The following is a 21,642-nucleotide window of genomic DNA, read 5'->3' as shown; positions in this document are numbered from 1 at the left end:
TGGCAAGCCTTTTTTTATGCCATGAAGCTCTGCACTTTTTTGTTGCAGAACTCTGTACTTTCATTTTGCACTAAACATCCGAGCCCAACATGCATAACTTTAAAATAGTTCAAGAAAACATGTAGCCTTATAGTATGAATGTTGTTGCTGATGGGAATGTAAGAGCCTTGTAGATATTCTACAATTTGAAGAGCAAAGATTCGTATGACAGGAATTCAAAAATAGAAAATGGAGGAATCTTAATGAATATTAATGATGGCATTTCACATAACTTGCACAACTTATCTAAACAATGTACCAACCCGTACTGTAAAAATCCAAATTGTAAATGTGGAGATCAATGTAAATGCACACCTAAAAACCAATGTGGCAGTAAGGAAGCAAATCCTCCAAAAATGATTCTCTCTAAATTTGTAGACGAACTTCCTATCCCACTTGTTTTAAAACCTCGTCTGAAAAATGAATTCTATACTTATTACGAAGTAAATATGACTGAATTCAAGCAGTCACTTCATAGTGAGTTACATGATACAACGGTTTGGGGCTATGAAGGCGGCTATCCGGGACCCACCATTGAAGTAGAAAGCGGAGAAAAAGTGTTCATTAAATGGATCAACAATCTACCAGATAAGCATCTTTTGCCGGTAGACTATACGGTGCATGGTGCCCATGTGGATGTTCCGGAAGTACGAACGGTGGTACACGTACATGGCGCTAGTGTTGAATGGGAAAGCGATGGCTACCCAGAGGCTTGGTTTACACAGGGATTCAAACAAGTCGGTCCATATTTTAGAAAGCAAATATATCGATATGATAATTACAATCGAGCTTGTACGCTCTGGTATCATGACCATGCGCTTGGTATCACGAGGCTCAATATATATGCTGGATTGGCGGGATTCTATCTTATCAGAGATCATCGGGAACGTTTATTGAATTTACCAAGTGGAAAATATGAGATCCCACTTATGATACAAGACAAGACTTTTAATAAAGATGGTTCTCTTTATTACCCGAAGCAACCAGAAAAAACAATCCCGGAATTAGAAACGTCGATAATTCCTGAATTTATCGGGGATACCATCTTGGTAAACGGAAAAGTATGGCCTTATCTAAAAGTAGAACCCCGTAAATATCGATTCAGGCTGTTAAATGCATCTAATACCCGTTTCTATAGGATAAAGCTGGATTCGGGACAACTTTTTTATCAAATCGGAACCGACAGAGGATTCATGCAACACCCGATAGGAGTCAAAGAAATCATGTTAGCACCTGCAGAACGAGCAGATGTGATCATTGATTTTACCAATCTTGGAGGCAAGAATATTGTCATGACAAATGATGCCCCCGCTCCTTTTCCAACCGGAGATCCCCCAGATGAAAATACAGGTACAGTGATGCAGTTTAGAGTGACTCTTCCACTGTCAAGTGTAGATACGAGCGTAATTCCGGCTTATATGATGCCTCTTCCAAAAATAAAAGAACAGTCAGCTTCAAAGATACGATACTTAACATTAAATGATAATATGGATAAGTACGGTCGTGAATTCATGCTATTGGATAATAAACAGTGGGATGCTCCCATAACAGAAAATCCAAAATTGGGAACAACCGAAATATGGTATCTAATAAACTTAACTACGGATTCACACCCTATTCATATTCACTTAATTGATTTTCAAATATTAGACCGGAGAGATTTCGATGTAGAACAGTATAACAAGGAGAAAATTATCCAATATACGGGTCCGGCGATACCTCCCGAACCACAAGAACGAGGATGGAAGGATACAGTAAGAGCTAATCCTAACCAGGTAACTCGAATTATCATGAAGTTTGGTCCTTATACAGGGTTGTATGTTTGGCACTGTCATATTTTGGAGCATGAGGATTATGAGATGATGAGACCGTATATTGTTATCCGATAATAGACTGTGCTCTATCAAAAATAATTGCTTGAACTAGTACCTCTTTTTTCTTTGATGATATGTTATTAAAAATTTAATATTATGCAATAAAGACACATTAGATTTTCCGGAAATACAAAATTATTTTTACTTATTAAGCTAGCCTGACCGTTAGTCAAATAAGAAAAAGCTGCCGAAGCAGCCTTCCTTTATTAAACTCTTGCACCCGTTAGTTCAAGAAAAGTATACCTTTCAGCAAAAATCCAAAGGGTGCACTTTTGTGCAGTATTTTTCTTTTTTTAGATGGAAATGCATAAGCCTGTTACACGTTAGTTTGCTTATACTCTACGAATCACTTTTTTGTTTTTTTCCATTTTAAATTATTTGATTGAGTGTTACCTGCGATCTAAAAAGGAGTTCGAACGAACGCAAAGTGAGGTAATATCTTAAAGCTTGATTAATTTATTTTCTTATCGAATGTACTTGTGCGAGCCGTCACAGTAGGGCTGCTTTTGAGATAGTCCACAAATGCAATCATTTAATCCCTTTCCATTGAGAATTTTCTGCATACATTTTTCAACCCTTGACTCTCGAGTTTTGGATTTTTTGGCTTTAGAAAAATAAAGAATGTATTCTCTTTGTCGTCCCGGCGTCAATGCTTCAAAAGCAGTTTTCAAGGCAGGGATTTCATCGAATTTATTTTGAAGTTCTTCAGGAATTATGAATTCTGTATTCTTTTTAAAATTCACTTCCAAACCGGCTTTTTCAACTTCAATGGCTTCATAAATATAGGCTTTCAAGATGGCTTCCATTTCAATTATTTCTTGAACATTGGTGAACCGAATCTGGCGCGCCGCCTGTACATTCTCCGTTTGTTGGATTAGAATCCCATGGGCATCCTGTAACAAGGCACCTTTGTGAAACAGAAGCGCACAATATTCTTTAAATCCATGTATTAAAACTATGTTTTTTTTCTCAAACGTGTAACAAGGATGCCTCCACTTAAATTCTTCGGTCAGCCCACAGTCAAGAACGATATTTCTCAACTTCTCATATTCTTCCTTCCACTTTTTGGCTTTACTTAAAAATTCATCAACCTTTGGATTCAATCTACTATTTGTCATCAAGGAACACCCCTCTTCAATATTTAGATCAGCTGACAGTCAAGAATGATCATTCTCAATTTCTCCAATTCTTTCTGTCACTTTTTGGATTTACTTGAATATTCATCAAGCTTGAATCATTTTCCATGACCCACTTGGCAAGCTTGCTTGATCTTACGGCAAGAAGGCATCTAAACAGTTAATATTGTTGGCAATTATTAAACTTAGGTAGGTTATTTGGCATGCGCATTTTTAGTATATCATGTATGTCTCAAATTTTTTTATGTAAAAACGTTGACAAGCTATTAGCTGGTTTAGCTAAATAAGAAAAATACAACAAAAATGGCAGCCAAATCTTCAACTCTTGCACCCAAAGGGCTGCCCCCTCAACGTCTTCCACTCCATCATTGCGGCATACATTTGCTACCTTGTTACGATAAGAAAATGTTAATCTGTGTACCGTATAAGAACTACTCGGTCATGAAAGTTTAACTATGGCTTAAGTGAAACTCGCTAAGGGGCTCATCCCTCTCTTTTTTGCATATAAATAAACGAATAGAAAGGCCTAAATCCAAACGGGAGAAACAATTATCTCGACAACAAGATACATAAGAGAATCTTTCCATTATCGATCGTATTTTCATTTACCTATTCCTCATTTTTCCCAACATCCATGTAATTGCATCAGACTCATTAGTAAACATTTCTCCAGAACAACCAAACATCTTTGATATCATTATTCCAGCTAAGGGTTTATATAATTTCAGCAATTTATCAGAATTTGTAACCATTGCTACACCGACGCAATATTGCTTTAGGAGAGGTTTATTTTTCTTCAACCAACCATTAAACCATTTGGTTGCTTCAGGATTTTTCTGATGATCTCCGTTTCTTATAATAATGATTCCGAATGTCTGTTGCTGCTTTAATTTTTCTTCAAGAATCTTAACCAATTCTCGCATATGGTCCACTGTAACAGAAGTACCTACTTCGTATTTAATTAATTTATCAGACATCTGTTCGATTTTCATTGATTCTCAACCTTTCTTTTTAGTTTTCCATTTCGATCTTAATGCCAAAAAAGCAGCCGTGAGAAACGATAAAACCCACATGCATGAGACACCTCCAACTATATGTATCATTCCTATACACCGCTTGCGCGTCTCTTCCTTGTTTTCACTGCTATGAGAGAATAAACAATCCTGCAAGCAAAATGCACAAGATATATCAAAATAAAATACTTACGGTATGCCTAACCTACGTATAGCTGAATCTATCCTATGGAGACTGTTTTAAGTGATCGATAATAATTATCATTCACAAATCAATTTTTGTGCTACCTGTTGAGGAAGTTTTTTTCCCTGTAGAAGGAGAAAATAAGAAAAACCCTTCAAGCACTTTCATGTGTTTGAAGGGTTAGGCTTATCGTTTATGGTCATCCTGCACACTGCCTTTTATTCCGGCCTGTTGATATATCTGTTTTAAGTATTCGCTGGGATTGCATCCATATTGTTTTCGAAAAGCTGTTGTAAAATTACTTATATTACTATATCCAAGAGAAATGGCGGTTTCTCCAACATTCATTCCCTTAGATTCCATGAGCCAAAGGGCTTTTTTCATCCGTTCTTTACGGACAAATTCGAACACCGTCATGCCGAACAATTCACGAAATCCTTTTTTCAGTTTAAATTCATTGAGCCCTGTTCGTCTAGCAAGCTCCCGAATCGACAATGGCTTTTCTAAATGGTTTACAGCCAACCATCTGACTTCTTTCAGCCTGTCGATATCATCGGGACGAAGTGAAAACTTCCGTCTCCAAAAAAAAGATTTATCAATGTGTTCCTCACCAAACAGAGCAATAAACTCCATTACCTTGCTTTCCAAATATAATCGTCTCAACGCTCCCCTATATGTACAATCAATCAAATCATGGACACATCTTTGAATAGCAGGCGAGACTTGGTAATGGTCAATGCTCCCTTTAAAACGCAACAGCAATGTTTCTACCTTATCTCTATCATCCTCGTCATCCAAGTATCGGAAAAGTTGATCAGGACATAAACGGATTTCTAGAGACCGAATTGGAATGTTCGCCTTCTTTTCCATGTAAATCTGTACATCTTCTAGATAACAAACGTTGCCGGTCTGCTCACTCGTATAATGCTCTTTGCCGTTCCAAGAGCAATATATCTCACCGCTCACACTATAGTTCAATTCAAAAATACGGCAAGCTTCTTGAACGTGGAGCTTTAAATCCTGTTTCAGTGTCATATTCGAAATGACGATTTCCATTCCTGGGCGAATTCGCATTCGGGTAACCGTTCCGTTCCCAATATGTGAAGGCAGGAAAAACTGTTGTTCCCAATCATTGTTTTGAACATGTCCATGCACAAGTTGACTGAAATGATCAAAATAATCGTGAATATCCCTAATCAATAAATGTGAAGTCAACATAATCCCCCTTCCACAACCCATTAATGATAATGATTATCATTTTTATTATATTGAATTTCTTTATCCATTCCAATATATAAAGAAAATTTTGATAAATTGCTGTTTTCCTTTTTACCAGAACAAATTCCATCACTTCCTGTTCAATTATATGAAATGTTTATCATTTTTTTAAAGCAACGATTAATCTATACCCACAATTTTGCTGCGGCGTTCAAGGAATACAACATCACGCCATACGCCATTTAACTTTCCTAAACGTTGTCGTATACCAACTTCACGAAATCCAACACTTTGATGTAAACGTAAGCTTGGTATGTTTTCAGGGAAAATCCCTGCATTTAATGTCCAAAATCCTTTTGCTTCCGATTCTTTGATCATGGCTTGCAGAAGTTGTTTTCCAACACCATTTCCTCGGCTCACATCTCGAACATACACACTCACCTCTCCCACTCCTGCATATACGCAGCGATCTGATACTTTACTGATCTTACACCAGCCTTGAATACCTTTTTCATCTTCAGCAACCAGACACAAGTTTTCAGCAATTGTCGATTCCCAATTTTCGAATGATGGCACTGTCGTTTCAAACGTTGCTTGTCCTGTCGCAATTCCTTGCTCGTAAATTTCCTTCACTTGCAGCCAATCCTCTTTGTAAAAGCTGCGAATGTTCATATTTAATCTCTCCTTATTTTTTATATAGAAAAGGCACTAGGAATCGCCCTACTGCCTTTTCTATGTCACAAAAACAACACTTACGATTAAATGTAGATGGGCAACATCCATAACGGTTTTGTATGCAATCTCTTCACTTTTTTCATGAGATCGGAATCATCATGGAAAACAAATTGCTCAATTTGTCTTACCTAACGGTTTCTGATCTGTTACACCACGTTTTTTAAGGTTTCATTGCTTTTATGACCGCAGAAGCAATGTAATCTTCGATGTTCGCTCCAGGCACCCAGTTTTTGATAAACTCCTTCGATTCATCTTTCGGTTCAATGGTGATCTGTATGAATCCACTCTGTTGCAACAATGATTCCAGTTCTCTAATTGATGCCGCTCCTGATACGCAGCTCGAATACAAGACATCCATATTGTTTTTGATTTCCGATGGAAGCTCTGCTGTCGCTACAACGTCGGAAATGACAAGGCGACCACCTGGTTTCAGCACACGATAGGCTTCCTTGAACACTTGGGGCTTATCTGGAGAAAGATTAATGACACAATTGGAAATAATAACATCAACCGTACGATCTGCAACCGGTAAATGTTCAATCTCTCCTAATCGAAATTCAGTGTTGGTATAACCATTCTTGGCAGCATTATTCCGAGCTTTGCTGATCATTTCTGGCGTCATATCTACACCAATGACGCGGCCGGTTTCTCCAACCTGTTGTGCTGCCAGAAAGCAATCAAATCCAGCACCGCTACCAAGATCCAACACTACTTCTCCAGGTTTCAATTCCGTAATTGCCAGCGGGTTGCCGCAGCCAAGTCCAAGATTGGCTCCTTCTGGTACGGCAGATAATTCCTCATCCGAGTAACCTAGTTTTGCCGATACCTCCTTAGGTGTACCACAACCTCCAGAACTGACTGAACAACACCCCCCAGAATTCACTTCCTGCAGCGCAATTTTCTTATAGCGGTTTCGGACATTTTGCCGGATTTGATCGTTATTCATGTGATTCATAAGTGATCACTCCTTAAATAATATAGAATAAAAATCCTAATGACCCTGCCATCGTCATGACAGAGCCTACAAACGCAAAGACTAGTTTCTTTTTAAAGATACTGTGCAATATTGATATCCCGGTAAGCTTGCAGCTTCTCAGTTAATCATCAATGCAATGTCATGCTCATTGTAATCAACATTGGCGAGATAGGAATCACGAAAAGACGGACATTCCAAGGATTTTCGATGATTGCAGCAATACACCCCCATTTAGATTGAAATTCATTCTGTCGGTACAGCGCCATGAATAACGGCTCCAACTCCTGAACCCAAAAGCAAATAGTAAAAGGTGTCCTGTAAATCTTCTCTTATGTTTCCTTTTTAATCTTTATCTCTCCTTTCGCCATTACTTTGCATAGCTTGACTTTCAATCCGTATTTTTCAAGCCTGAATATATCTATCTAAAAAGTGAATAACAATCAAAATACTAAAAATAAAAGAGTTCATTCCGACGAAATAGAAAGAAAATTTCGAAGAATATTATCTCTTTTATTTTATTTGCAAAATGCAAATATAAGTTTAACGAATTGGCAAGCCAAGATAGCTTGCCTTAAAATAATGGTTTGCAACATACGCTCGATTTTCCCATACAATCATTCAACAATTTAATCGAACGAATTACTGTTTCTTTCTCAAATTCCGTCATGTGTGAAAATACCTCTTCTAAATATTGTCTGATTTCTCGATCGATAGTTGTTGCTATAAATTTTCCCTCGTTGGTTAGAGATAACGTGTATACTCTTCGATCTTCAGGGAGCGGCGTTTTTTTTACTAAACCCATTTTGACCAAATTTTGAATCTGTCTGCTGAACGTCGTAATATCCATTCCCAATACTTCGGCCACTTGTTGCATAGAAGGGTATTCTCTTTTATCAATTTCATATAGAATATGGCTTTGAACGAGAGAAATATCAACACCATCAATAGAACAGCAATTTTTATTCAGCAATCCAAAACGACGTGTCATCACTTGAAAAAGCTCTCTAATGTTTTCCATTTTTTCACCTCTATATTTATTTATACTATATTATTTGCAATTTGCAAATAATCATTTTTAATAATAAACTGAAGCTCCATCAGATCGTTGAATGGAGCCGAAAAAAACTGTTAAGACATTAGTTATGAAACTAGCTGAATTTTGCACTACAGAGTTAAAAATAGACTATTCACACAAATCTTTTGTCCGCTTTAAACCACTCATATATTGTTATTGGAACCATGCAAAAGTTTCGAGTCTTTCAGTACCTAGACCTGTGCTGCTTATTTATTCGCTGTTAAAACAGTTGCTAGCTCGTCAATTGCTTGCCGAATATCATCCTGCGTATTGTAAAAATGAGGAGCGATTCGGATGACGTCGTTTCTAGCAGAAACAATGATATTTCTCTCTTTCAAGATCGATTCTATTTGCCCAGCATTTTTTACATAAAAAGCAGTTATGCCGCCTCTTTTGTGAGCCGATAAAGGAGTAACAGTGTGTAATCCTTTTTCTTGTCCATAATCTAATGCGAATTGAGCTAATAGGTTTAAATAAGAAGATATATTCTCCACTCCTATTTCAAGAAGTAAACGAATAGCGGCAGCTGCTGCATAAGCGCTTATAAAAGAAGGCGTTCCAGTCTCAAAACGACGTGTTCCAGCTGCTGGTATAATTTGATGAAAATTGAATTTCGAATGATCCTCCTGACCAAACCATCCTGTGACACGCGGCTTCCATTTCTCTGCCAATTCAGCTTTTATGTATAGGAAGGATATTCCCGGAATACCTAACATGTATTTCCTTGTTCCTGCTGCCAATATGTCGATATCCATTTTCTTTACATCAATAGGCACCTGTCCAGCAGATTGATATGCATCAACAAAAAGAAGTGAACCTTTACGATGAATAATGTCTGCAATCGCTTTGAGATCTTGTTTAAAACCGTTGTAATAACAGACATGGGAAATGGATGTGACAAGTGTGTCAGACGTTACATAACGTTCATAATATTCTAAAGGAATGACTCCTTGTTGAGAAGGAATAAATCTGACCTTTGCTCCAAATTTCTCCTGAGCGAGCCATACATGACCGGCGGTTGGAAAGTCCATATCTGTCGTCACAATGATATTTTTCCCTTTTTCAAAAGAAAGTGAAGAGGCAATAGCAGAAAAAATGTCAGAGACCGAGCATAATACAGCAATTTCATTAGGTTCAGCACCGATTAATTTTGCAAAACTGTATTTTGCCTGTTCAACTACTTTTATTGCTTGATTCCAATTAACCCCCGCCGTTAGCAAACTATTCATATACGCTTCAATCGATTCGGAAACAGTTTTTGAAATGGCTCCTTGCGAACAGCTCGCCAGATGGATTTTCGATGCCAAAACAGGAAATAAAGAACGATAATGAGCATACGGGTGTTTCAATCCTATCTCCTCCCTTCAACTCCGCAAAAAAAATTTTCTCCTAGTTATTGGTCTCCCGATTATTATAGTAATCAGCAACTGGATTTTTTCTTTTAGTTTATTATCCTGTTTCATAGACTTACAAGAGTTTACTATTTGGAGTAATGAAACCTCTACTGTAAACTCCTGTTTTTATTTTGCCAGTGTGAATCCAATATAAATCGCTGCTCCCCACATGACGAGCGCGGAAATTTTGTTAAAAGCATTCATCAAGTGTCCAGATTGATCTAGATCCCCTATTCTCCGTCCTGCCAAAGCCAGCCCCGCAAACCAGATCCAGGAAACTAGAATACAGGCAAGTGCAAAAGCTGCTTTTTCCCCTCCATTGTATTGAAGTGAACTCGTTCCGATCACGCCAATCGTATCCATGATCGCATGTGGATTGAGCAGCGAGACCGATGCTGAAAACACAACTTGTTTGAATGGTGTAAAAGTTTCCTTGGCTGTTTTTTCGTTATTCTCTTTATCAGTAGAAGAGGTACTTTTCCAAGTGCTCCACCCCATATATAACAAAAATAAAATCCCTAAGCACAGCATAATCGTTTTGATCAAAAAAGAACCCAAGACCATAATAGATACTCCGAAAACAGCAAGGATGATTAAAAGTGTATCACATAGTGAAGCAGTTAAAACGGCTGGGAGCGCATGAATGAAGTGTTTCTGAAGAGCTCCTTGATGAAAAATAAAAACGTTTTGGACGCCAAGAGGAAGAATAAGTCCAAATGCAAGAATAAGTCCGTGAATAAAGGCTTCCGCCATTCCAATCCCTCCTATTGTATTGCATATGAATACAATTTTACTCGGAAATCGATTATTGTCTCCAACCAATTGGATGGATTCAATACCAACCAAGTTGTATAATCGACTCATATGATTGTAAAGGGAGAGTATTTTTTTCATGAATGAATTAGATTGGAAGCCAGACAAATCGACTCCAGTTCCCCTTTATATCCAGATCAAAGAATATATTAAAGAAAAGATTGAAACAGGAGAATGGACTTTAGGGACAAAAATCCCTCCTCAACGCACATTGGCCAAAGCATTCGGAGTGAACCGCAGTACGATCGTGGCGGCTATGGAAGAATTGATTGCTGATGGATTGCTGGAAGGAAAAGGAGGAGGCGGTACCAAGATTATTAACAATTCATGGTCTTTGATGACCTCTACCCCTCTCCCAGACTGGAATTCCTACGTGCAAGCGGGGAGTTATTATCCTAATTTGCCTACGATACAGGAAATCAATAAAGCAGAGTTTGATCCAAATATCATCCGTTTAGGAACAGGAGAGCTTTCTCCAGATTTATTTCCACGTGAGATGATGAAACAAGTATTTGAAAAGCTGACGGGACACATTGATTCACTTGGCTACGAGGAACCGAAAGGGCTGCTTTTTCTCAGGGAACAGCTCAGTAGATATTTGAAAACCATCGGGATTGAAGCTTCTCCTTCTTCCATTTTGATTGTGTCAGGAGCTCTGCAGGCATTGCAATTGATATCAATAGGTCTATTGCGGCGAGGTGCTACGATCTTTCTGGAAAAACCATCGTACCTGTATTCCCTGCATGTATTTCAATCTGCCGATATGCGATTATTTGGACTTCCTTTAGATGAGCATGGAATTCAAGCAAATAAGATTTCGGAACAAAAAAAGCGGCAAAATGCTGCATTGCTTTATACAATTCCGTCCTTTCATAATCCAACAGGAATTTTGATGTCCGAAGAAAGACGGAGAAAATTGATTGATGTATGCGAAAAGGAGCGGCTGCCGATTATTGAAGATGACGTATACCGGGAACTCTGGCTCGATTCACCGCCTCCCCCACCATTGAAAGCCATCGATAAAAATGGGCTTGTTTTATATCTTGGGAGCATGTCGAAAACATTGAGTCCCGGTCTGAGAATCGGCTGGATAGTCGGACCGAAGCCTGTTATTGAGCGATTGGCGGATATTAAAATGCAAACCGATTACGGATCCAGTTCCTTGTCTCAATGGGCTGTTGCGGAATGGTTAGCAAGCGGGCTCTATCATCAACATTTGGAAGAGGTCAGAAAAGAATTGAAGGTTCGCAGAGAGATCATGATTGATTCATTACAGAGGTATTTTTCCGATATTGCGACCTGGACTGTTCCTAGAGGCGGTTTTTATATATGGCTGCGCATATTGCCTTCAATCTCCATACGGGAACTTTTTGAAAAAGCATTAGAGCATGGACTTCTATTAAATCCAGGAAATGTCTATGATAAGCATGCAGCCCAGTACCTTCGCCTTTCTTATTCCTATGCTTCTTTAGCTGACTTGGAGAAAGGAATGTTCCGTCTTTCGAAAGTCATCCGGCAGGTAATCACCTAACTCTTTAACGTGCGTTTCATAGCGGTAGTTGAATCCATCGCATACATCAACATCTCGTATAAAACAGCCAATATCGAAACTTGAATAGGTCCCACATTCAGGCGATTGTGAATCGATGCTTGCATCGGAAGCTTTCTCGATTTTATTCTTTCAAGCCCCACTTAAACTACACATAACCAAAATAAAATAATGTTAGAAATCGGGCGGTGTTTCAAAAAATGTAATAATTGAAGCCTCAAATCGTACTATAAATCCCTTAAAGCTTTTACCTAAATTAAATATCTATTTTTCTCCTCTAAATCTGCCCATTGCAGCAGATCTATTAATCTTAATGTTGATATTGTCTTGCAACAGCCAATGTTATATGACTTTTTCGTAAATTGTCTAATTCTTCTCCTAAAAAAGACGAAGAGCCCAAGAAAGTTCTCCAGGCTCTTTTTGTTATTGATATGGAGGGACTGAAGGAAGTTATTCACCAGTCTCAGCAAAACGTTTAATTCTTTCACCAATCTCTTCGCGAACACGACGGAATACAGCTAATTTTTCCTCTTCCGTTCCTTCTGCCTTTGCCGGATCATCGAATCCCCAATGTACGCGTTTCACGTTTGGCGGGGTTACCGGGCAATGGTCTGCGGCATGACCGCATAATGTTATGACCAAATCAGCATTATTTAAAATTTCCGGATCAATGATATCCGATGTTTGGTTCGAAATATCAATTCCTGCTTCTTTCATGACTTTTACCGCGTTTGGATTTAATCCGTGAGCTTCGATACCGGCGCTGTACACTTCCCACTCGTCGCCAAGATATTTTTTTGCCCATCCTTCTGCCATTTGACTGCGGCAAGAGTTGCCAGTGCATAAGAAGTAAATCGTCTTTTTGTCTTTCATGTTTCATTCCACCTTTGTTGTTAGTATGATACTGATTCGGTTTTAAAGTATTTTCGTTGAAACCATAATGCTACGTTGACCAATACAATCATGACAGGCACTTCCACAAGTGGTCCAATGACAGCTGCAAATGCTGCACCAGAATGGATCCCAAACACGCCAACAGCTACAGCAATCGCTAACTCAAAGTTATTGCTGCCGGCTGTAAAGGCAAGTGTGATGGTGACAGGGTAGCTCGCTCCAAATTTCTTCCCCATGAAGAAGGAAACGAAAAACATCAATACAAAGTAAATGAACAATGGAATGGCGACTCTCACTACATCCAACGGCAAACTTACGATAGCGTCTCCTTTTAAAGAGAACATAATGATAATCGTAAACAATAAAGAAATCAATGTAATCGGGCTGATTTTTGGAATGAATACTTTTTCATACCATTGTCTGCCCTTTGCTTTTACCAACAAAAAGCGCGTCACCATTCCGCCAAGAAACGGAATTCCTAAGTAAATGAACACCGACTTGGCGACTTCCATCTTCCATCATTGTAATATTGACTCCGGATTTCAAGATCCATTGGCAAAATGAGTTGATCTCGGTTATAATAGATGTACTTGAGAAAACCGTCCTTTCTTGGTAGGGTTGTGGTGACTCTATTATTCCAAAAAAGGAACGGTTTTCTTCTTTTTTTTGCCAAAAAAAGTGTCCCAAAAGCGAACGCTATGCGAACATTTTTGGGACATCCTCTTTAATTCAGAATATGAATATCCGCATTTTCCTTTGGTGCTATTGGGTAAATCCCCATTTCGTCTAATTTCTCCCATAACGACGACATGGCTTTTTCAGGATCTAAATAGAACTGGCTTCCTCTTACCCGCCAGAAGGTCCAGCCTACACGTTCTAATACTCGTTGACGTTCAATATCGTCTTCCCATTTATCGAGTCCATGCCATTGATCCCCGTCACATTCAACTGCTAAGCGGCTTCTCATTCCTTCTACAACGAGATCAATTCTTTTTCCAACTGATCCTATTTTGACCTGAGGTATTACGCGGTAGCCTCTTGCAACAATCATACGATACACATCTTCTTCAAATTTTGAATCAAATACTTCTTTTACCTTATTTACCTCCAATTGTACCCGATGGGGCTCAAGACAATATTGCAATAGTCTGTATCTTACACATTCGAGATTTAAATGTTTTAAGTCAACAGAGTGATATAAAAACATTTGATCTCTTGCACGGCTTGCGGCGACATTAAACCGCTGATAATCTGAACGTTTTGTCATTGGTCCAATCCTCATATTCGGAGCAACAACCATGGATAGGAAAATAACATCGCGTTCATCACCTTGGAAGGAGTATGAGTCACCGCAAATAATTTTTCTATTAATCATTTCTTCTTCACCAATTTTTTCGCGAAGAAGATTTTCAATTAACTTCGCTTGATCATGTCCCTGGAGAGAAATAACCCCGATAGTTTTACCTTTATACTTTTCATCCTGACAGCATTCAGCAATATGGTTCACAATTGCCTCTGCTTCCGGTTCATTGATGACTTTTCTAGTATCTTCCCTACGGTAACCATCCTCTACTCGTATTGCTTTTACAGGCGGCTCAAGCAATTCACTTCTTAAAGGTAATCTTAAAGGATCAATCATGCCACCATACATTAAATCATTGCTGAACTGGATGATTTCAGGCACACAACGGAAGTGCTCTTTCAAAATAATCTTGCTGTCAAATACCCGGCTTACCGTATCGTATAGACTCGTTTTCATTTCAAATTGTAATTTGTTTGGGATATTGTAAAGATGTCTTTCGATTAAGTCATGAACCTCGCTGATATCAGTTCCAACGCTTTCAGGGCTAATTTGATTATCATCACCTACAATTACCGCTTTTTTTCCCCGTAATAATACACTTAAAGAAAATAAATTACTTTGACTACTTTCATCGACAATAACAACATCAAAAAGAGCATTGGTTAATTCAATGTTTTCGATGACTCTTTGGATCGGCATAATCCAAACTGGAATGGCGCCCCTTGCAATTTTCATTTCTTTACTTGCTTCTTTGCGATAAACATTTACATATTTCCCAGTTCCCTTTCCGATTCGTTGAATCGCCTTCAACCATGCAAAAAGGCTTCTTTTTTGTTCTTTTGTCGTTCGTTCAATTTGTGATTTCCAAGTTGATTCAGCTACAAGTTCCTTAATTAATCTAGACTCTTTTTCCTTCTCCCGCTGAAGTTCTTGTTCTAAATCCTCCATTTTCGGTTTAGAATGAATTTCTTTTAACCATGTATTGACTCGACTCCACATCCATGCCTTGTCTATATCATCAGGTGGGAATAATGGTTCTCCTTTTCCTCCTAGTGATAAAAGCGACTCACACCAGCGAGGAGCTGCTTCCTCTAATTTTTTCTTTAAGAAGTTAAATTGTTTGTACGGTTCTTCTAATGCCTCTAAACGTAACAGGTCGTTATAGACTTCTTTCCACAATTGAACATCCCTTGTTTTACATGCTTCATACAGTTTTTTGACGGATTCATGTGCATTGAATATGGATTGTTGTTTTTGTAAAAATGTTAAAATCTTATCGAAAAACTCGTTTTCTTTTTCCCAGCAAATTTTATCATTTAAAGCAGAAAATCCGTTTTGTAGTTTTATAAACCAATCAATGTTATTCCACTTTGGTTCTTCGTTAATTTTAATTTCTTTTAGAACTTCATTAAACTTCTCTACTACATTTTTATCCCAATTTAAAATCATTTCTAGCTGATTCAATAGCTCACTAACTTCAGATGTAAACCTTTTTTGATCAGCATTGATCGTTGGTCCATCGTTTTCGTCCATTATCCGATTCCATTTCAATACTAACTTTTTAATCAGCTCTTCTCGTTCGAGATATTTTAAAAGTTTTGTTACATCATCTGAATTACGAATAGACAGCCCATTTATTTTGCATTGTTCAAAAATGTAAGCATATTTTCTGCCAGTAACTTTTTGGAAAAACCATCCTATACTTTTATTATTTTTCATTCTCTCCTGAATAAATTGTAAATCTTCTTTCAGGAGAGCGTGATTGTCATTAGAAGGAATGACGATTTCATCTTCAATTAAATCATTTGTTAATCGATAAACATTGTTTATTCTTTCTTTACATTCGCTCGTAAACTCTTCCCAAAACTGCTTTTTGTCAGGTTGGGTAATGATCTCTTTTAATATGATTTCTAACCAATTTTCTTTACTAATTTCTTCTAAATGATTTAAAGCTGTTTTCGTTAAGTGAAGAATGTCATCTAAATGAAATGTTAATTCAGTCGTAACATTCCATCTTTCTAGGTATTTCTCTGTTTCAACCATTTTATTTTCTATCGATTGAATAGCTTGAACATGTTTTTCAAATGTTACGGGATCAACTAGTTCTTCTGTTTTCACGCGATGTTGTGAAAAAGAAATGCGATCCTCCGTTCGAATTTCACCTAGTAATTGGAAAAATTGCATAGCTTCCGCAGTTGTAAAAGGATATGAAACCGATGAATCTATATCATCAGGAAGCCAGTTATATTTCTCATTTTCCTTTAGCCATTTTGCCGCTTCAAGAGGTGTAAATTCTACACCATTTATATTTTTCTTTTCATTATCGATTTCCGCTGCTTTGTTTATCATTGTATTAATTTTGGCAATGTTCCGTTTTGTTTGGTGCAACTCCTCCTGTAATCTTTCAATATTTTTATTTAAAACCTCAATTTGTTTTGTATCTAAGTTTTCAGCAAGACTTTTTATTGAATCCTCAATTTCTTTCACTGATCTGGAGTCTCCTCCTAACACACTGACGCATAATGAACGTATCTCTTCAGGAATTTTGTCCCTTAATACTTGTAGTGCTCTTTCCTTTTCACTCGTTACAAGAACCCGTTTTCCATGCGCAAGGAGATGGCAAATGAGATTAGCGATCGTATGGCTTTTACCTGTTCCTGGTGGACCTTGAACAACTACACCTTCATTTAATGCAAGCTTTCTTGCAATTAATTTTTGTTCATTATTAGCGGGTAATGGAAATAACAAATCCTCCCCAACACTTTTCCATTCACTGTTATTGAAACTTTCATGTCTTTGCTCTCTTTTCTCTTCAGATGTCGAAGTAAGAGTCGTAATCGTCTCAGGAACGGGATAACCATTCTTTATTTTTTCGATTGCCGTGGATAACTCCTTCTGCCACAATCTCCCTCCAATTTTTCTTAGGAAGAAAGCCGGCATATAAAAAACAACAGGATTGTTTGGCTTTTCTTGCATTTTTTCCGGAGTTAATCCTTTTTTGTATGATCCTTTTGAGCTGATTGTATGGGCAACTTCACGGAAAACAGGCTCAATTAATTCATCCCATGGTGACAAATCCAAATCATCAATTTCTGACTCCATTTCCTGCAGTCTCGAAGCATTCGGAATGTTAATATTTGTGAGCATATCTGTTTCTAATTGAGTCCCTTTACTAGTTGGGATAAGATAGAAAACGCCTTTTTTAGCATTGAATTGTAATTCCATTTTAGTGACCAATAAATGTCTATAAACGAATTCATCGTTTATTTTCCAAACAAGTAGCCCATGCCCACACCCAATTTCTAAATCATCACCTTCTCTCTGCAAACGCTGATGAAGTTCAAACAATTCCATATACAATTTTTGTATCTGAAATTTTGGCAAAGCTTCATTTGCCCAAGGTTTCCATTTGTTCTCATACCATTCGTTGTATGTATTTACTCTTTCCTCATCATCTTCAAATTTTTCAAGGACTTCTTCATTCTTCTCTTTGTCATACCCTTTTGAAATCTGTAGGACTTTTTCCGGCTCTTTAACAGGATTATCCCACTTTCTTATCCATTTGCTTAATCCTTTAGGTAAAGCAGGAGCTGGTGGAATATCCTGTTTGTGGACTTCAAGCCATGCGTCAATATTTTCTCCACTTCCATTTAAATAACAACCTTCAAAATGAGGAAGTTCGTTAATCCACCAAACTCTTTCGTATTCATTAATATTCCGGATGATTTTTTCGTTTAAGTTTTTTACTGCCAATAAATACTCAAAGATTTGAATCACTTTGGATCTTTCTAAATCACTTGTCATTAAATCCCTCCTGTATTACTAAATACCTAATACCTATAATATCATATATTTCCATTTTTAACTTGGTTAAGAAAAAAGAGAATTAAAAATAAACGCTATATTCATCCACAAAAGAAGCAAAATTTATTTTACGAAATCTATTCCATTATTTCCATGATACAATTCCAATAAAAAGTGTTTATTAAGAAGAGACAGGAATTGTCAAAACATATAGGTGGAGCAGATTTTTTGAAGGAATTTGCGGACGAAAGCAGTGATGATACTCTACATATATTTAGCAAAAAGGCAGTGTTAGAATATGAATAGCTGGAGGGAATCTCGTGAATCAAACTTTAAAGAAACAACCTGTTGCGTTTGTTACAGGGGCTTCAAGCGGCTTTGGATTGCTGACAAGTGTGGCACTTGCCGGCGAAGGCTACCGCGTGCTGGCTTCAATGAGAGATTTGGATAAGAGAGGACGACTGGAAGCGGCGGCCAAAGAAGCAGGTGTAACAGACCAGATTGAGATTATCCAACTAGATGTAACCGATTTTTCCGCAGCAGAAACTGTGATTCAGAATGTGATTGAAGAATACGGCCAAATTGATCTGTTGGTAAACAACGCGGGGTATGCAGCGGGAGGCTTTACGGAGGAGCTTGCTGTTGAAGAATGGCAGAGGCAATTTGAAACAATCGGTTTGGTGGCAGTAACAAAAGCTGTTTTGCCGTCGATGAGGGTACGCAGAAGCGGAAAGATTGTGAATATAAGCAGTATTAGCGGACGAATCGGATTCCCTTCCATGGGACCTTATGTGGCATCCAAGTTTGCGGTGGAAGGATTCAGCGAGTCTTTGCGTTTAGAGATGTTGCCGTACGGTGTTCATGTCGTTTTAGTTGAACCGGGATCCTATAAAACGGAAATCTGGTCAAAAGGACTGGATGCGGTATCGATCAATCCGAATTCTCCTTATGATAAAGAGATGGAGAGAATTTTGAAATATGTCAACCATGTTGCTGACACGGCACCCTATCCAGATCAAGTGATCCAACAGATTTTACACGTGGCAAAGTCTCCTTATCCGAAATTGCGGTATCCGGTTGGCAAAGGCGTGAAATTAGGAATTGTCTTGAAAAATGTATTGCCGTGGAAGTGGTGGGAGCGGATGGTGATGAAGCGGTTGTGGGACAGATAGATCCCGGATGCTGGGATTTTCGTTCAAAAATCTAAAAATCTAGAAGTACGTTTTCCACTCTATTTTTGTTTTTGAGGTATTTAAATTATCTAGAAATTTACAATTGATATTTCTTGTTTTAAATGGAGTATTGCTTGCGGCAATGCTAACCTTTTTGGTTAACTATCTTTGTGAGTACCTATATCGTTGCAAATATTCCAGCATGGTTTTACTGGTCGCTTATCTTTCTAGGTCTTGTCATCGAAATTTTGCCTATACAAAAAATATGTTCCTGGTCAGCTCATTGCTGCTGCTACTCATTTATTCGTTGTGTTTCCATCAATCTTTTCCATTGGAATTTTTATGGTGCTTTTATCTGTAATTGAATTCATCATAGCAATTATGAATATAAAAAAACAAAACTACGGATTCGCAAATTGAGTTGAACGGAATTTACACAATAATCATTTCAGATTTTATAATTCATAAAAAAATTCGCCCTAATGATTAATGTCACCATATGACATTTAAATGAAACAAGGCGATTTTTCCATACTATCGCTACTGATAAAATACGAATGAAATATAATAGCTGATAGTTGTCTTAAAAATATTTGTCGCATAAAAAAAATGATGGTAATTCAACTTAAACGGAGATTTAGACGATGACGACTAATCCAATTCAAGGTCCTAATTGCCAATCTTTTGTCCATCTGTATTGTACAAATAAACATAATAAAAATGCTATGAGGCAATTTCCAAGGATCAAAACTCTCGTAAGTTGAACTACCTTTCGTAATAAGCTTTTTTTTAAGAATCTACTAATGGCGGGCATGAAGGGCTCAAATATTCTTTCGTCATATCGCTTATTTCAAAATCTTAAATCCGAATTTTTCAAAAATTTGAAACGAATCTTCTGTCTGTAGGTACTGATAGAAATCGGCAGCCTCTTTTTTATACTTTGTGTCCTTAATGATACCAACTGGATAAATAATAGGATCATGCATATTTTCGTCTGCAATGTCGACAATTTTTACCTTATCAGATATTTGGGCATCAGTTTTGAATACAATTCCTGCGTCCACTGTATTTGCTTCTACATATGATAATACTTGGCGCACATCCTTTGTGTATACGACTTTATCTTTTACTTTTGGCCAAAGATTTAGCTTAGTTAGAGTTTGCTGCCCGTATTGACCTGCAGGAGTAGTTTCAGGATTTCCTAATGCAAATTGCTTAATACCGCTGTCTGCCAAAGACTGAAATCCTTTTACTGTGTCTGCTTTATCTTTCGGAACGATTAAAACGATTTCATTTCCTAGCAAGTTTTTACTCTCTTCTTTGTTAATCAATCCTTTGTCTACGAGTGGACGAAACTTATTTTCAGCAGCCGAGAAAAATATGTCTACCGGCGCTCCTTGTTCGATTTGCTGTTGCAATGCACCAGAACTTCCAAAGTTAAATGTAATTTTTATATTTTCATGTTCTTTTTCATACTTTTTCTGAATTTCCGTTAAGGCATCTTGTAAGCTTGCGGCTGCTGAGATGGTTAATTTTACTGTCTGTTTATCCTCTGTCTTCTTTGATTCCTGTTTTTCTCCCTCGTTTGTACAACCAAAAATAAAAAAGATTGAAGCACACAAAAACATGATCATGATCATGCGAATAGAATGCTTCATGCTTTCTCTCCCCCTTCTATTTTTATAATCTAATATAAAACTTATTATAATTTCTTATAACTATTTTGTATATTATATAATTAATTTATATAAAATATAATTATATAGAATAGTAAAGTGTCTCCGTTCACGGATAGAAAAAACACATTTTGTTCAGTGCAATGACAAAAAACCATGAGGTGCTTTTTAATCGGCCTTGCCAATACCGCCTTTTCAATAAATGCTTTTATCAGCTTTTACTTTATCTACGTTTTCGATTCTTTTTTCAAACCATCCAATCTTAGATGTTTCTATTGCATCAAACATCGGAACGTAAGGCTTTATATCGAGTAGAGGTGTTTCGTTCAATACATCGACATCTAGGACATGGATATGGTTCCCCTCAATACTTTTCAATCGAACGACTGAAAAGCCGATTGGGTTCGGTCTTTTCGGGAATCTTGTTGCAAAAATACCATGGGGTTGATCATCTAAGAAAGGAACTACCTGCAATGAATATTCATGAACCTTATGAAAATAATAAATAAGAATAAGATGAGAAAAGCCGTCCAGATCTTTCATTCCTTCTACATACAATGGATTAAGCTCTATTGTTCCTTCTACATTTTTCGCCGCCGCCGATTGAATCGGCATTCCTTCCAAAGTGTTAAAAGGGGTTAGAATTTTTCCTATCGCTTTAAAATGTATGTTCATCTTTACAACATCCTATTTTCTTTTAATTATAATTAACTCAACTTTCGCACACAGAAATATTTAAGCATTGCTTGATATAATTAGGTATAGTGGCCAACCATTTATTCATTTG

Annotated in this window: 16 protein-coding genes and 1 pseudogene; 3 read left to right on the top strand and 14 right to left on the bottom strand. The window is 37.5% G+C overall.

Annotated elements, in window-relative coordinates; all coding sequences use genetic code 11:
* Positions 1-395: 395 nt before the first annotated feature.
* Positions 396-1,928, top strand: a complete 1,533-nt coding sequence (locus AC0KTX_RS14240; RefSeq protein ID WP_474252784.1) for a multicopper oxidase family protein — start codon at positions 396-398, stop codon at positions 1,926-1,928.
* A gap of 449 nt (positions 1,929-2,377) precedes the next feature.
* Here AC0KTX_RS14240 and AC0KTX_RS14235 read toward each other — a convergent pair whose 3' ends face one another.
* From AC0KTX_RS14235 to AC0KTX_RS14195, 9 genes are all read right to left on the bottom strand, one after another.
* Positions 2,378-3,031: a YdeI/OmpD-associated family protein gene (locus AC0KTX_RS14235; RefSeq protein ID WP_474252783.1), complete on the bottom strand. Its 654-nt coding sequence runs from the start codon at positions 3,029-3,031 to the stop codon at positions 2,378-2,380.
* 623 nt (positions 3,032-3,654) lie between these two features.
* Positions 3,655-4,041: a hypothetical protein gene (locus AC0KTX_RS14230; RefSeq protein WP_474252782.1), complete on the bottom strand. Its 387-nt coding sequence runs from the start codon at positions 4,039-4,041 to the stop codon at positions 3,655-3,657.
* Positions 4,042-4,432: 391 nt separating this feature from the next.
* On the bottom strand, positions 4,433-5,461 hold the full coding sequence (locus AC0KTX_RS14225; RefSeq protein WP_474252781.1) for a helix-turn-helix domain-containing protein: 1,029 nt from the start codon (positions 5,459-5,461) through the stop codon (positions 4,433-4,435).
* A 183-nt stretch (positions 5,462-5,644) separates the two neighbouring features.
* Positions 5,645-6,136, bottom strand: coding sequence for an N-acetyltransferase family protein (locus AC0KTX_RS14220; protein WP_474252780.1), 492 nt, complete (start codon positions 6,134-6,136; stop codon positions 5,645-5,647).
* Between the two features lie 223 nt (positions 6,137-6,359).
* A complete protein-coding gene (locus AC0KTX_RS14215; protein ID WP_474252779.1) occupies positions 6,360-7,154 on the bottom strand; it encodes an arsenite methyltransferase in 795 nt (264 codons plus the stop codon).
* A 149-nt stretch (positions 7,155-7,303) separates the two neighbouring features.
* Complete coding sequence (locus tag AC0KTX_RS14210) at positions 7,304-7,441, bottom strand: hypothetical protein (protein ID WP_158640220.1); 138 nt, start codon at positions 7,439-7,441, stop codon at positions 7,304-7,306.
* A gap of 305 nt (positions 7,442-7,746) precedes the next feature.
* A complete protein-coding gene (locus tag AC0KTX_RS14205; protein ID WP_474252778.1) occupies positions 7,747-8,193 on the bottom strand; it encodes a MarR family winged helix-turn-helix transcriptional regulator in 447 nt (148 codons plus the stop codon).
* Between the two features lie 263 nt (positions 8,194-8,456).
* A complete protein-coding gene (locus tag AC0KTX_RS14200) occupies positions 8,457-9,599 on the bottom strand; it encodes an aminotransferase class V-fold PLP-dependent enzyme (protein ID WP_474252777.1) in 1,143 nt (380 codons plus the stop codon).
* 171 nt (positions 9,600-9,770) lie between these two features.
* Positions 9,771-10,397, bottom strand: coding sequence for a LysE/ArgO family amino acid transporter (locus AC0KTX_RS14195; protein WP_474252776.1), 627 nt, complete (start codon positions 10,395-10,397; stop codon positions 9,771-9,773).
* A 139-nt stretch (positions 10,398-10,536) separates the two neighbouring features.
* On the opposite strand from AC0KTX_RS14195, the gene pdxR reads away from it, so the two are divergent.
* Positions 10,537-11,988, top strand: a complete 1,452-nt coding sequence (pdxR, locus tag AC0KTX_RS14190; protein ID WP_474252775.1) for a MocR-like pyridoxine biosynthesis transcription factor PdxR — start codon at positions 10,537-10,539, stop codon at positions 11,986-11,988.
* A 468-nt stretch (positions 11,989-12,456) separates the two neighbouring features.
* On the opposite strand, the gene arsC is transcribed toward pdxR, so the two are convergent.
* From arsC to AC0KTX_RS14175, 3 genes and pseudogenes are all read right to left on the bottom strand, one after another.
* Positions 12,457-12,879, bottom strand: coding sequence for an arsenate reductase (thioredoxin) (gene arsC, locus AC0KTX_RS14185; RefSeq protein ID WP_474252774.1), 423 nt, complete (start codon positions 12,877-12,879; stop codon positions 12,457-12,459).
* Between the two features lie 20 nt (positions 12,880-12,899).
* A pseudogene (locus AC0KTX_RS14180) lies at positions 12,900-13,409 on the bottom strand (arsenic resistance protein); the annotation flags it as partial.
* A 215-nt stretch (positions 13,410-13,624) separates the two neighbouring features.
* Positions 13,625-18,007, bottom strand: a complete 4,383-nt coding sequence (locus AC0KTX_RS14175) for an AAA domain-containing protein (RefSeq protein WP_474252773.1) — start codon at positions 18,005-18,007, stop codon at positions 13,625-13,627.
* Between the two features lie 320 nt (positions 18,008-18,327).
* Between AC0KTX_RS14175 and AC0KTX_RS14170 the strand changes: the two genes are divergently transcribed.
* Positions 18,328-19,179, top strand: coding sequence for an SDR family oxidoreductase (locus AC0KTX_RS14170; protein ID WP_474252772.1), 852 nt, complete (start codon positions 18,328-18,330; stop codon positions 19,177-19,179).
* Between the two features lie 845 nt (positions 19,180-20,024).
* Here AC0KTX_RS14170 and modA read toward each other — a convergent pair.
* Both modA and tsaA read right to left on the bottom strand, forming a co-directional pair.
* Positions 20,025-20,837: a molybdate ABC transporter substrate-binding protein gene (modA, locus tag AC0KTX_RS14165; RefSeq protein WP_474252771.1), complete on the bottom strand. Its 813-nt coding sequence runs from the start codon at positions 20,835-20,837 to the stop codon at positions 20,025-20,027.
* A gap of 213 nt (positions 20,838-21,050) precedes the next feature.
* The gene (gene tsaA, locus AC0KTX_RS14160) at positions 21,051-21,530 is read right to left on the bottom strand and encodes a tRNA (N6-threonylcarbamoyladenosine(37)-N6)-methyltransferase TrmO (RefSeq protein WP_130157274.1); all 480 of its coding nucleotides are present in this window, start codon (positions 21,528-21,530) and stop codon (positions 21,051-21,053) included.
* Positions 21,531-21,642: the final 112 nt, after the last annotated feature.

This window comes from Aeribacillus sp. JST-2 (assembly GCF_056032925.1).
Note: the sequence above shows the minus strand (reverse complement) of the source record. Positions and strands in the feature narration are given on the sequence as shown.

Excerpts from the sequence above, each read along its gene's own strand:
- AC0KTX_RS14240 (WP_474252784.1), top strand. The coding sequence starts at position 396 with ATGATTCTCTCTAAATTTGTAGACGAACTTCCTATCCCACTTGTTTTA.
- AC0KTX_RS14235 (WP_474252783.1), bottom strand. The coding sequence starts at position 3,031 with ATGACAAATAGTAGATTGAATCCAAAGGTTGATGAATTTTTAAGTAAA.
- AC0KTX_RS14230 (WP_474252782.1), bottom strand. The coding sequence starts at position 4,041 with ATGAAAATCGAACAGATGTCTGATAAATTAATTAAATACGAAGTAGGT.
- AC0KTX_RS14220 (WP_474252780.1), bottom strand. The coding sequence starts at position 6,136 with ATGAACATTCGCAGCTTTTACAAAGAGGATTGGCTGCAAGTGAAGGAA.
- AC0KTX_RS14215 (WP_474252779.1), bottom strand. The coding sequence starts at position 7,154 with ATGAATCACATGAATAACGATCAAATCCGGCAAAATGTCCGAAACCGC.
- AC0KTX_RS14210 (WP_158640220.1), bottom strand. The coding sequence starts at position 7,441 with ATGGCGCTGTACCGACAGAATGAATTTCAATCTAAATGGGGGTGTATT.
- AC0KTX_RS14205 (WP_474252778.1), bottom strand. The coding sequence starts at position 8,193 with ATGGAAAACATTAGAGAGCTTTTTCAAGTGATGACACGTCGTTTTGGA.
- AC0KTX_RS14195 (WP_474252776.1), bottom strand. The coding sequence starts at position 10,397 with ATGGCGGAAGCCTTTATTCACGGACTTATTCTTGCATTTGGACTTATT.
- pdxR (WP_474252775.1), top strand. The coding sequence starts at position 10,537 with ATGAATGAATTAGATTGGAAGCCAGACAAATCGACTCCAGTTCCCCTT.
- arsC (WP_474252774.1), bottom strand. The coding sequence starts at position 12,879 with ATGAAAGACAAAAAGACGATTTACTTCTTATGCACTGGCAACTCTTGC.
- AC0KTX_RS14175 (WP_474252773.1), bottom strand. The coding sequence starts at position 18,007 with ATGACAAGTGATTTAGAAAGATCCAAAGTGATTCAAATCTTTGAGTAT.
- modA (WP_474252771.1), bottom strand. The coding sequence starts at position 20,837 with ATGAAGCATTCTATTCGCATGATCATGATCATGTTTTTGTGTGCTTCA.
- tsaA (WP_130157274.1), bottom strand. The coding sequence starts at position 21,530 with ATGAACATACATTTTAAAGCGATAGGAAAAATTCTAACCCCTTTTAAC.